The 12726-nt window shown below is 68.6% G+C and carries 8 protein-coding genes, 1 tRNA gene and 1 pseudogene; 2 read left to right on the forward strand and 8 right to left on the reverse strand.

Features of this window, described 5'->3' with window-relative positions; translation table 11 throughout:
* Window positions 1-660: tetratricopeptide repeat protein (locus VNR91_RS01155; protein WP_325488961.1), on the reverse strand; the 660-nt coding region annotated here is incomplete at its 3' end.
* Between the two features lie 94 nt (window positions 661-754).
* The gene (locus VNR91_RS01160) at window positions 755-2104 is read right to left on the reverse strand and encodes an MATE family efflux transporter (RefSeq protein ID WP_325488962.1); all 1350 of its coding nucleotides are present in this window, start codon (window positions 2102-2104) and stop codon (window positions 755-757) included.
* A 126-nt stretch (window positions 2105-2230) separates the two neighbouring features.
* On the opposite strand from VNR91_RS01160, the gene VNR91_RS01165 reads away from it, so the two are divergent.
* Window positions 2231-2317, forward strand: a tRNA-Leu gene (locus VNR91_RS01165).
* A 161-nt stretch (window positions 2318-2478) separates the two neighbouring features.
* On the opposite strand, the gene VNR91_RS01170 is transcribed toward VNR91_RS01165, so the two are convergent.
* The gene (locus VNR91_RS01170) at window positions 2479-3216 is read right to left on the reverse strand and encodes an SDR family oxidoreductase (protein ID WP_325488963.1); all 738 of its coding nucleotides are present in this window, start codon (window positions 3214-3216) and stop codon (window positions 2479-2481) included.
* Window positions 3217-3265: 49 nt separating this feature from the next.
* Window positions 3266-5335 carry a hypothetical protein gene (locus VNR91_RS01175; protein ID WP_325488964.1) on the reverse strand — a complete coding sequence of 690 codons (2070 nt, stop codon included), beginning with the start codon at window positions 5333-5335 and terminating at the stop codon, window positions 3266-3268.
* 262 nt (window positions 5336-5597) lie between these two features.
* On the opposite strand from VNR91_RS01175, the gene VNR91_RS01180 reads away from it, so the two are divergent.
* Window positions 5598-8420, forward strand: coding sequence for a TonB-dependent receptor domain-containing protein (locus VNR91_RS01180; protein ID WP_325488965.1), 2823 nt, complete (start codon window positions 5598-5600; stop codon window positions 8418-8420).
* A 107-nt stretch (window positions 8421-8527) separates the two neighbouring features.
* Here the strand turns inward: VNR91_RS01180 and VNR91_RS01185 are convergent, their stop codons facing one another.
* The 4 genes and pseudogenes from VNR91_RS01185 to VNR91_RS01200 form a co-directional block, all read right to left on the reverse strand.
* A complete protein-coding gene (locus VNR91_RS01185) occupies window positions 8528-10021 on the reverse strand; it encodes a mannitol dehydrogenase family protein (protein WP_325488966.1) in 1494 nt (497 codons plus the stop codon).
* A gap of 2 nt (window positions 10022-10023) precedes the next feature.
* A complete protein-coding gene (locus tag VNR91_RS01190; RefSeq protein WP_325488967.1) occupies window positions 10024-10794 on the reverse strand; it encodes an L-iditol 2-dehydrogenase in 771 nt (256 codons plus the stop codon).
* A gap of 18 nt (window positions 10795-10812) precedes the next feature.
* On the reverse strand, window positions 10813-12207 hold the full coding sequence (locus tag VNR91_RS01195; protein ID WP_325488968.1) for an FAD-dependent oxidoreductase: 1395 nt from the start codon (window positions 12205-12207) through the stop codon (window positions 10813-10815).
* A gap of 309 nt (window positions 12208-12516) precedes the next feature.
* Window positions 12517-12726 (reverse strand): annotated as a pseudogene (locus VNR91_RS01200) (SMP-30/gluconolactonase/LRE family protein); the annotation flags it as partial.

Genomic DNA, 12726 nt, shown 5'->3' on the forward strand with positions numbered 1-12726 from the left:
CAGCACGCGCCGCGCGGCGGGCTCGTCCCCGGCGGCCGCCAGCGCGAGGATCAGGTTGTTGCGCGCTCGCGTGTCAGCCGGCGCCAGCTCGACCGCCTGACGCAGCCGGAACACCGCGTCCGCCGGCTTGCCCGCGCGCAACAGCGCGAAGCCATAGTCGCTGAGATAGAGCGGTTGCGTCGGCGCCCGCTGCACCGCGCGGGCATAGTGCGCCACCGCCGCCGGCCACCGTTCGTTCAGCGCCTCGATTCGCCCCAGCCCCGCGAACGCCTCTGCGGCATGGCGTCCGCGCACCAGCCGTTGGAACACCGCGCCCGCGCCGGGATAATCAGCGATGTCGACCAGGCAATTGCCGCGCAGGATCGCCGCCTCGTCCGACCGGGGGAACTGCGTGTCGAACGCATCGAGATGGGCGAGCGCGGCGTGGACCTGCCCCGACGCCCGCATATTCTCGATCAGCGACAGGTAGAGCGTCCGCGAATGGGTATCCCGTCCGGTGATCGCGGCGGGGCTGGCCAGCGCCCGATCACCGGTCTGTGCGGCAGCCGGCGCGATCATCGAAGAGCCGGCCAGCGCACCGGCCAGCAGCGGCATTGCCACGCGCCGGCCGGCAATCCACGCGCGCACGCTGGAATCGGGCAATTCACGGCTCCACGCCATCGTGATCGACGGCGTGGAGCCTATCACGACACGCGGCGCGGCGTCGCCGAACTCCCTCCATTTCGGACCATAGCGCGCGTCGGCGCCACCTCGGTTAGAGCCGGCGCGCGATCCAGATCAGTCGCGCGGCGTTGAGCAGCGCGGCGGCGACCATGCCGATCCCCGATGCCCACACCAGCGCCATCGGCCCCAGGCCCGCTTCGACCAGTCCCCAGCCTACCCCGCCGGTGACGATGAAGAAGGCGACGATGCCGTTGATCCCGGCGGCGACCTGATCGCCGAGCGAACGCAGCGTGTAGACCAGCACCACCTGGATCCCGTCGAATAGGATGAACGGCGCCCATATCAGCAGCATCGCGGCCGCCAGCACATGGACCGGCGGCGTTGCGGGAAAAGCGCCGGTGACGGTGCTGTCGAACAGCAGCAGCACTGCCGCGCACAGCCCCGTCGCGCCTGCCGCCAGCGCGGTCGCGATCGCGGCGCGCCACGGCGCCTCGCGCGGCCGGCCCTCACCCATCGCATTGCCCGCGCGGACCCCCGCCGCCGATCCGACCCCCAGCGCGACCGCAAAGGTGACGTTGTGGATCGAAAAGACGATCTGAAATGCGTGCGCGGCGGTATCGCCCAGCCGGGTCGACAGCGCGATCAGGATCGAGAATCCGGCGAGTTCGAGCGCGGAGGCGATCGCCGGCACCGTGCCGAACGCCGCCAGCGTCCGGACGCCGGCCACGGTCGCGCGCCATTGCCGCACGCCCCGCTCGATCGCGCCCGGCAGGGTCCACGCCGCGCCGACCATCAGCACCGCGCCGATCGCGGAGGTGATCGTCGTGCCCAGCGCCGCGCCGGTCGCGCCCATCGCCGGCAGACCGAGATGCCCGCCCGACAGCGCCCAGGACAGCAGCGCGTTGATCGGCATCGTCGTCAGGTTGACCACGGTCGCACGGCGCGGCCGGCTGATCCCCTCCAGGAAAAAGCTCACCGCGATCAGCACCGCCTGGAACGGATAGGCGAACGCCATCACCTCGACCACCCGCGCCGCGTCGGGCGCCAGCGCGGGGGCGACGCCGATCGCCAGCAGCATCGGTTCGGCAAAGGCGAACAGGATCAGCCCGAACACGCCCCCCAGCGCCAGAGCCAGCACCAGCCCTTCCTGCATCAGCCGCCCCGTCTCGGGCAGGTCGCCGGCGCCGTCGGCGCGCGCCACCAGTGCGAGAATTCCGGTCAGGAAGCCGATCGCCGCGACGATCCCGATGAAGGTCAGCGCCCGGCTCGCGCCCAGCGCGGCGGCCTGCTCGGTCGAGACCATGCCGACCACCACCACGTCGGTGACGTGCAGGATGGTCCAGTTGAGGCTGGTCAGCACCACCGGCCAGGCGAGCGCGAGCAGCCGGCCGATCTCGACCGGAACGTTGCGATCGGCAGGGTGGGGGCGGTGCGTGGGCATGGAGGCGGGCCCGTAGACCATTTTCGGAGGGGACGGAACGATCGACGGCGCTTGCCAGCGTCCGAATGCTGCGCTAGGGGCGCTCGCCTTACCAGCCGTCGGCGTTCGTCCGGCGGGGTTTCAAGTGCGGTCGTGGCGGAACTGGTAGACGCGCAACGTTGAGGTCGTTGTGGCCGAAAGGCCGTGGAAGTTCGAGTCTTCTCGACCGCACCAATTACCGATCATGGCACGCCGAGTGTCCGATGGTCCAGCCGGCATGCGCGCCCTGCTTCAGGGCATCGATCAATCGGGCGGTCCCGCATAGCCTGCCGGGATCGCGGCGTGGTGGCTCAGACGGTAACGCCGCGAGTGTACCGGCGCCATCATCCCCGATATCAGAAATGCGCGAGATATCCGCCGTCGACCGCGAGCACCTGACCCGTCACATAGGACGATGCCGGGGCGGCGAAGAACAGCACGGCGCCGGTGATTTCCTCGGGCCTTCCCCATCGGCCGAGCGACGTGCGTCGCGCGAGATGATCGGCAACGGCGGGGTCGGCGACCATCGCCGCGTTGGCCTCGGTCGCGAGAAAGCCTGGCGCCACCGCGTTCACGGTGATCTGCCGCGGGCCGAGTTCGGCGGCCAGCGCGCGCGTCGCGGCTTCCAGCCCGCCCTTGCTCATCGTGTAGGCGGCGTCGCCCGAACGGGCGATCTGCCCGGCGATCGAGGTGATGTTGATGATCCGTCCGCCGGCGGACATTTGCGCGGACAGCACGCGGGCCAGGTCGAACGGCGCGACCAGGTTGATCTCCAGCAGGGCGCGAACGGCGTCGCGATCAAGACCGGCCAGCGATCGCCGATCGCGGCCCCCCGCGTTGTTGACCAATATCTGGATGTCGCCATGTGCGGCCAGCAAGCGCACGCCCGCATCCGCGTCGCGCAGGTCGCCGACGACGACCTCCGCCGATCCGCCCGCGCCGGCGATCCCCCGTGCCAGCGGAGCGAGGCGGTCGCTGTCGCGGCCATGCAGCAGGACGTGGGCGCCGGCCTGCGCCAGTCCGCGCGCGATTTCACTGCCGAGGCCGCCGCTGGCCCCGGTGACGAGCGCGACCTTGCCGTCGAGCTGGAACATGCGTTCTCGATCCTTCCCCACGGGGGTTATGGCCGTCTCCGGCATCAGTTCAACGCACCGTCATCGGCAGGTCGCGCCCAGTCGTCGCGACATTGCCGGCCCGATCGGCCGCGTGGATGCGGATGATATAGTGTCCGGGGGAAAGCCCCTCCGGGTTCCAGCCTTCGGCATGCGCCCTGCCGCCATGCAGGGCGTTGGTGACGACGTAGAGGAACCGGGTCCGCTGGTCGCTGTGGACCGAGTCGCCGCTGGCGGGGGCGTAGACGATCTTTGCGGCGTCGGAGGCGGTCGGCATCCGGTCGAACGCGATGGTGATGCGCGGCCGTTCGAATCCGGGCAGCGGCGTGCCGTCGCCGCGCAGGATCTGGAACCCCGCCCGGTACAGGCCGAGCCGGCGACGGTCGGCATTGCCGTCGACCTGATCCCACGCCTCTGCGACGATACTCATCGGACCGGCGTTGCGCGGAATGACAAGCCGCCCCTGCTCCATCGCGGTCAGGTGCCGGCCGGCCGCGTCGAGGAGATGAACATCGTCGATCTGCGGCGGAACATGGTCGGCAAAGCCCGGAAAGCGCAGCAGCAGCGCGTTGATCTTGGCGCGCGGGGCGCCGAGTTCGAGATGGACATGCGCCATGCGGTTGATCGTGCCGAGCGGATCGCCCACTCGAAAGCGGGCGCCGCGCTTGATCCGCACTCTGACGACGCGGCCCGCGTCATCGCGGAGGAGCTGGAACCGGGCCGGGTCGAGCGGCGCGCCGCTGGCTGTGCGACCGACGCGCATGTGGATATAGGTCAGCTGGTCGATGCGCAGCCCTTCGCTGAGCCCGTCGAGGCCCCGATTGGGTAGCGGATCGCGCACCGTCTCATCCGCCGACGCCAGGACGGGCGTGCCCACTGGCGCGCTGATATCGAGTCCGGCGTGAAGATGGTCGCGGCTGTCGCCCTGATAATTGCCGCGCACCTCCCCCAGTGAGCCGACCACTTCATGCCACCCGTGCTGCGGCGCGACCGGCCACGGAACCACCGCCGCGTGGACCAGCGCCGGCGGCGCGGGTGCGGCGATCGCAGGACGAGCGGTGTCGCCGCGCGGCGCAAGCCTGCGGATCGCATAGGCCGAGGCATCGGCGACATAGACGACACCCCTGCGATCGACCGCGACGCCGGCGGGGCCGGTCAGCGGCAGCGCCGCGTTGCCCTCGATCGTCGATCCCGACCCGGCCAGTATGCGCAACTCGCCCGATGGCGTCATCTGCACGATGCGCCCCCGCCGCAGCGACGCGATATAGACGAAGCCGTCGTGGGTCGCCGCCAGGCCGATCGCGCCATCGAGCAGACCGGGGCCGTCGCCCGGATCGGTGCGTGCGACCGTCGAGACGCGGCCGTCCGCGTCAATCTTGCGGATCGCGGCGTTGCCGGTGTCCGCGATCAGTAGCGCGCCGTGTCGGTCGAGCACCAGCCCGGTCGGCGTGTCGAACGCCGCCACCGATCCCTGTCCGTCGGCAAGGCCGGGCGCGTCGCCCCCGGCGATGGTACGCACCGCACCGTCGGCGGTGATGACGCGGATGCGATCATTGTAGCTGTCCGCGACATAGACATTGCCCTTCGCATCGGCGGCGACGCCGATCGGGCCGTTGAAGCGCGCCTGGGCGGCCGGGCCGTCGCGAAACCCCGGCGCGCCGTCGCCGGCGAGCGTGGTCACCGATCCGTCGACACCGATCCTGCGGATCGCGTTGGCGCCGGTATCCGCGACGATGACATTGCCCGCGCGGTCGATCGCGACGCCCGACGGCGTGTCGAACGACCCCGGCAGGGTGGTGACGTCGCCGTCCGGCGCGATCCTGCGGATCTGGCCGGTATCGTCGGCGTCGGCGACATACAGCACCCCATGCCGATCGATCGCCACGGCGAACGGGTCGCCGAAGCGCGCCGTGCCCGCCGCGCCGTCGGCGTGGCCTCGTGCGCCGCCGCCCGCCACCGTCGTCAGTTCCGCCGGCCAGGCGACGTTGGTCGGGACGGGTGTGAAGCCGTCCCACAGCCATAGCCAGAGGCCGCCTCCCGCCGCGATCAGGAGGAGCAGGGCGATGCCGGCGGCACGTAGACGGAGGAATTTGCGGGACATCGACCGTGCCCTAGCAGCGTCTTTCGCGAAAACCCGGCGAAAATGCCGCCGTGCGTGCTGATCGGTACTGATCGACGCTGTTCGACGCCGTTCGGCGAGGACCGCGCAGGACGGATCGGCGCCGCGCCCCCGCAAACCCGTAGCGTCAGCCTCGCCCCATAATTTTCACTGACACGTGAAACAATGATTGCAATTCGCCGGGGCGGGGGTCATGATCTGATTATCACGCCGGAGAGTGTGTTGGTCTGGAGGAGGGGTTCTGATGCTAAAGGCAGTTCTGTTATGCGGTGTCGCTTCGGTCATCCTGCCGTCGATGGCGCAGGCGCGCGCGGCGGCATCTCCGCCTTCGCCGACGCCCGATTCAGCGATGGTCGGCCAGGCCGCGCCGGATCAGGATTCCCCCGCGACGCAAGCGACGCCGGACCGGGATATCGTGGTGACCGGTTCGCGCATTACCGCGAACGGCTTTCAGCAGCCGACGCCGGTGACGGTCGTCGGCGAGGCGGAGATCGCGCGGCAGGCGCCGGCCACGATCGCGAGCTATCTCAACCAGCTTCCGTCGTTCGGTAACGCCACGTCGGCCAAGAATCCCGCCATCAACGTCGCCGGCGGCGGCGCGGAGTTCGTCAACCTGCGCAACCTGGGGGCGACGCGGACGCTGGTCCTGCTCGACAACCGGCGGGTCGTCGAATCGACCACGGCGGGGGGCGTGGATACCGTCACCCTGCCGTTCGGCCTCATCAAGCGGGTAGAGGTCGTCACCGGCGGCGCCTCGGCCGCCTGGGGTTCGGACGCGGTTGCCGGCGTCGTCAACTTCGTGCTCGACCGCGATTATCAGGGTCTGGGCGTAAACGTCGAAAGCGGCGTCACGGAGCGCGGCGACGCGGGCTATGTGAAGGCGAACCTGACCGCCGGACACAGCTTCGCCGGCGGCAAGGGGCACATCGTCGCCGAGTTCGACTATTTCAACCAGCCCGACGGGGTCGATCTGATCGACCGCAGCTTCTTCAAGAGCCGGGCGGTGGTCAACAATCCCGCCTATACCGCGACCAACGGCCAACCGCGCCAGATCACCGTCCGCAACGTCGGCACGTCGAACGTGTCGCCCGGCGGCGTCATCACCTCCGGGCCGTTGCGCGGCATCCAGTTCCTCGGGCCGTCGGGCACGCCGGCGCCCTATGATTTCGGCAATCAATCCGGCCTGGTCCAATATGGCGGGGACTATGACAACACGGTCGGCCTCGCCCGGTCGATGTCGACGCCGCTGAACTATGCCAATTTCTTCGGGCACGTCGATTATGAGGTCGTGCCGGGGATCACCGCCTATGTCGAAGGCTTCTATGGCCGGTCGAACTATAATGAGAATGGCTATCTCTATTATATGCGGCAGGGCAATATCACGATCAATGCCGACAACGCCTATCTGAATCCGGCGATCCGCGATCAGCTGCTCGCGGCGGGGCAGACGACGTTCAGCCTGGGCAAGGACACGGTCGATTTCGGTCCGCCGACCTCGAGCAATTCCCGCGACGTGTGGCGCGCGGTCGCCGGCTTCGACGGCGAGATCGGCTCGAGCTGGAAATGGCACGCCTATTACACCCACGGCGAATCGACGACCAATCTCTACGCCTACAACAACACCATCATCGCCAATTTCAACAACGCGGTGGATGCGGTCCGCGACCCGGCCTCGGGCGCGATCGTGTGCCGTTCGACGCTGACCAATCCCGCCAACGGCTGCGTCCCGCTCAACCTGTTCGGCGTCGGCGTGGCGACACCCGAAGCGATCGCCTACACCCACGGCACCGCTTTCCAGCGCATGATCGTCAAGCTCGACGTCGCGTCGGTGGACGCATCCGGCACGATCTTCAGCCTGCCCGCGGGTGACGTGTCGGTCGCCTTCGGCGGCGACTATATCAGGAACGAGGCGTCGGCGACGCAGGATGCGCTGGCGCTCGCCCGCGCCTTTGCCGTTCAGAACTTCCAGCCCTTCTATGGCAAGCGCAACATCAAGGAAGGGTTCGTCGAAGCGGTGATCCCGATCCTGAAGGACGTTCCGCTGGCGCAGAAGCTGGAATTGAACGCGGCGGGGCGGCTGACCGACTATAGCACGAGCGGCAGCGTGAAGACGTGGAAGATCGGCATTTCGGACCAGGTCTTCGACGATCTGCGCGTGCGCGGCACCTTGTCCCGCGACATCCGCGCGCCGACGCTGACCGATCTGTTCTCCGGCGGCACCCTTACCCAGCAGCCGGTGTTCGATTCGCTGACCAACAAGACCTACCCGCAATATACCAACGCCACCGGCAATCCCGCGCTCAACCCCGAACTGGCCGATACGACCACGGCGGGCGTCGTCTACAGCCCCGGCTTCATTCCGGGGTTGCAGCTCTCGGTCGACTATTATCGAATCAGCCTGAAGGGGGCGATCGCCTCGATCAGCGCGGCGCAGGAGCTGGCGTTCTGCAACGCGGGCCAGACGCAATATTGCCAGTACATCCACCGCGACGCCAACCAGGCGATCCTGTCGATCGATACCGTGCCGGTGAACGTCGCCAGCCTGGTCACCCAGGGGTGGGACTTCGAGGTCGATTATCGGCGCCGCGTCGGTGCCGGGCAGGTCAGCCTGCGCGGGCTGGCGTCCTATGTGCCGGTGTTCCGGCAGGTCGATGCGGTCGGCAACGTCACCGACCTCGCCGGGCAGGTCGCCGACCTCAATCCGGGGCAGCCGAAGCTGAAGGCGAACGCCTTCGCCACCTATGAGCAGGGGCCGTTCTCGCTCACGCTGAACGCGCGCTATGTCGGGCCGGCGAAGCTGCAGAACAATTGGGTCAGCGGCGTCGACGTCGACGATAACTCGGTGAAGAGCTTCCTGACCTTCGGCCTCACCGGGATCGTCAAGCTCGATGGGCCGGGGGCCTACACGCTGACCGTCGGCATCGACAATCTGTTCGACCGCGATCCGATCGATCTGCCGGTGGTGCCCGCCACGGTGCAATATTCGGCTCCCGGCCTGGGCGGACGGTTCGACCTGTACGATCCGATCGGACGCAGCTTCCGCGTCGGCGTCCGGGCGAAGTTCTAGGAGGAGGTTTCCCCCGTTGCCGGGGCAACGTCAGCGGGGGGTCGGGCCGGTGGCGGCGCGGAGAATTGTCCGCGCGCGCATTCTCGACCGGGCGCGGGCCGGTCGCTTCAGCGCGCGATGGCGTGGGCCATCGCGGCGTCGACCCCGTCGTCCCAGACCCGGCGCAATGCCGCGTCAAAGGCGGCCGCGAAACCGCGATCCTCGGCCAGGTCGCCATAGATCGCGCGCATCTCGATCCAGCGGGCGGGGGCATCCCGGGCCGCGCGCGCGGTCGCGGTCAGCGTCTCCCAATCCGGATCGTTCGGTTCGATCGGGCGCCCGCGTTCGTCGATGCCGTAGCAATAGCGGCACCACAGCGCGCTGGCGAGGATCAGTCCCGTCGGCATCACGCCGCGCGCGATGTTGTCGCGGATCGACGGGATGATGAACTTGGGCTGCCGGTTCGATCCGTCGAAGCACACGCGCCGCACGGTGTCGGCGATCTCGGGGTTGGCGAAGCGGTCGCCGATCAGCCGCTGGTAGCCGGGCAGGTCGTGTCCCGGCGCGACGGGCATGATCGGCAGGATCTCGTCGGTTGCGACCCGGTCGAGGAAAGCGGCGATCGTCGGGTCCGCCATCGCCTCGTGGACATGCTCGATACCCTTGATCGCGCCGGGATAGGCGATGATCGCGTGGCCGCCGTTGAGCATGCGGATCTTGCGCGTCTCAAAGGCATGGACATGGTCGGTAAAGGTCACGCCGACCTTTTCCAGCGCGGGGCGCCCCGACGGAAATCGGTCTTCGAGCACCCATTGGCGGAACGGCTCGCACGTCACCGGCACCGGATCGTCGGCCAGTCCGAAGGCGGCGGCCATCGCGCGTTCGCGTGGACCGGTCGCCGGGGCGATCCGGTCGACCATCCCGTTCGGGCAGGCGAGATGGGCGGCGATCCAGTCGGCCAGCGCCGGGTCGGACAGCTGGGCGAGCCCGACGGTCGCGGCGCGCGCGGCGTCGCCGTTGCCGGGCAGATTATCGCACGACAGCAGCGTGAACGGCGCGATGCCGGCGTCGCGGCGCGCGCGCAACGCGGCGACGATCGCACCGAACGCGGTCGCCGGCCGATCCGGCTGCGCGGCGTCCGCGACGATCTCGGGCGCGGTGGGATCGAACCGGCCGGTGGCGGGATCGATGAAATAGCCGCCCTCGGTCACGGTCAGCGATACGATGCGGATATCCGGCCGGCGCAGCGCCGCGATCAGCGGCGCGTTCGACGGATCGACCTCGACGAAATCGATCATCGCGCCGACCCGCCGGGCGCGCTTGCCCGCGGGATCAAGCTCGATCACCGTCGACAGCCAGTCCTGCGCCTTCAGCGCGGCGCGCATCGTGGCGTCGGCCGGGCGCACCCCCGCGCCGATGATTGCCCAGTCGTGATCTTCGCCAAGCGCGAACAGGTCGTCGAGATACGCCGCCATATGGGCGCGGTGGAAATTGCCGACACCGATATGGACGATCCCGGGCCGCAATCCGCCGCGATCATAGCCGGGCTGGGCAGGGCTGGGCGAGGCGGAGCCGGGTGGGCCGGGGCGGGGAGGGGCGGGGCGGTGAGCGGTGTGATCCATCGTCACGCCATCCAGTTGCCGCCATCGACGCCATAGGTCTGGGCGACGATGTAATCGGCCTCCGCGCTGGCGAGAAAGACCGCCATGCCGGTCAGGTCCGCCGCGCTCGCCATCCGGCCGATCGGCACCGAAGCGGCGGCCGCGCGCTTCTTTTCGCCCGGCGCCCGGTTTTCGAGGCGGGCGAAATATCCGTCGACGCCGTCCCAATGCTCGCCGTCGACCACGCCCGGCGCGATCGCGTTGACGTTGATGCCGTGGCGGATCAGGTCGAGCCCGGCGGATTGGGTCATGCTGATCACCGCCGCCTTGGTCGCGCAATAGACCGCGACCAGCGGTTCGCCGCGCCGCCCGGCCTGGCTGGCCATGTTGATGATCTTGCCGCCCTGGCCGCGCGCGATCATGTGCCGGGCGGCCGCTTGCAGGCAAAAGAAGGTGCCGGCGGCGTTGACCGCGAACACGCGGTCATAGTCCGCCCGCGTCACCTCGGCGATCGGCGCGGCGGTGAACAGCGCGGCGTTGTTGACCAGGATGTCGAGGTGGCCGATCGCGCCGATCGCGTCGGCAAAGCCTGCATCGATCGACTCCGGCTGCGTCACGTCCATCCGGATGCCGACCGCGCCGGGGCCGATGGCCTCGGCTGCCGCGCGCGCGCCGTCGCCGTCGATATCGGCAAGCGCCACGGTCGCGCCCTCGGCGACATAGGCGCGGGCAAAGGCCAGGCCGATGCCGCGCGCGGCGCCGGTGATCAGCGCGGTCCTGCCCTCAAGCCGCATGGTGCGGACCGTCCACCCTCAGCACGCCGCGCGCACCGCCGGATAGGTCGTCAGCTCGATCGGGGCCTGGGGATCGATGACATTGTCGAAATCGATCACCGCGCCCTGCGCGATCAACGTTTCGCGCAGGTGGGCGAAGTTCATCTCCGACATGCCGTAGCCGTGGCGGACGCTCAGCGCGGCGGCGGTCCCGGCACCCTGGCCCATCGCCATGCAGGTCGCCATCACGCGGACCGATCCGAAACCGGGGCCGTCCGCGCTCAGGCAGCGCCCGGCGGTGACCAGGTTGACGCTGCCCTGCGGCACCAGGCAGCGGAACGGCACATTATATTCCTGGCGCGGAACGACCAGCCCGTCCTGGTCGTTGCTGTCGCTGGAGTGGATGTCGATGACGTGCGCACCCTTGGCGATCGTGTCGGGGAACGCCTTCGGCACCAGAATGTCGTCCTGCTGAAGCTGGTAGAGGCCGACGATGTGGTAGGATTCGCGCACCCCGGTCTGGATGCCCGATTTGGCCAGCCAGCAATCGCGGAACTCCGGGAATTCGCGGCGCAGGACCTCGATGATGAGCTGCAGGTTCTCGCGCAGGCTGCATTCGGTGCGGGTGAACCATTCGGGGTCGCTGGCGTCGGTCGGCTCACGCAGCACGTTGATGCTGACCATGCCGTCGCGGAAGAACCTGTTGATCCACGGCCCGCCGAAGATCGGGATCTCCCCCTGTGCGTTGAGCGCGAGCAGCCGGCTGCGGATCGTGTCGGACACCGGCAGCATCCCGTCGACCGCGTCGCCGAACAGATAGGACAGCGCGTCGGTGTCGACGCCGCCCAACTGGAACCACAAAGTCGCGGGCTGCAGGACGTCGCCCTTCGTCGTCGGCAGGCCCGCCGCGCGCACCAGATCGGCGTCGCCGGTGCAGTCGACGAACACCTCGCCCTGATACGCGACGCGCCCCGCCTTGTTCTGGACGATGACATGGGTGACGCGGTCGCCGTCCATCACGCAGTCGGCGAACCAGCTATGATAGAGCAGCGACACCCCGCTCTCGAGCAACAGGCGTTGCGCGGCGAGCTTCATGATCTCGTCGTTGACCGGGAAGTTGCCGCTCTCCAGCGTGGTATTGGCGCCGCCAAGGTCGGCGGCCTTCTGGAGCAGCTCGAACGGGATGCCACCGATGTGCTGCTTGCCGAAATGGCGGAACTCGCTGATCGGGGTCACCAGCGCGCTGGTCGCCATGCCGCCGACGAAGCCATAGCGTTCGATCAGCAGCGTCCGCGCACCGTTGCGCGCCGCGGCGACCGCGGCGATCAGGCCGGCGGGCCCGCCGCCGCAGACGATGACGTCATAGCGCCCGACGACGGGCACGTCGCGAACGGGTTCCCTGATCGACACATTCTCTCCCGATATCGCGGACACGCTTGTTCCCATTGTTCTGGTTGGCGGTTGAGGGCTCGGACGACGCCGGATCGATCCGCCAAATTCAATAACGATAATTATTTCTGACACAGGATCATTTCCCAGTCAATTATGGAAATATATCGTTCTTTTTACGCGGAAAAATAAAATTACGCGGCGGACAATTCTGTGCGGCTCTCATCAAATCGCCGCCAAGGTTGATACCGTTAATGGTGTCAGGCGCTCGGCACGGCGCGCGAGTTGCGCGCCGCGCGACGGGCGCTGGATACAAAGGCGGAGCGGGCGGCCGCGCATTGCGCGCGCTGATCGTCAGAGTTCGCAGACCAGCACGCTGCCCGACAGCGGCGCCCGAAGCAGCTGACTCGGGCTCAACCGCACCGAGGCGGAGGTGACGATCAGGCGCCGCCCATCCCGGCTGAAGCGAAGCCCCGATGGGCGCGGGACCGGCAATCCGATCCGGTCGAGCACCTCACCGCCCGGGGTCAGCTCGACCAGTTCCCAGCCGTCCCAGATCGCGGT

It is taken from the genome of Sphingomonas sp., assembly GCF_035555815.1.
Classification (GTDB): domain Bacteria; phylum Pseudomonadota; class Alphaproteobacteria; order Sphingomonadales; family Sphingomonadaceae; genus Sphingomonas.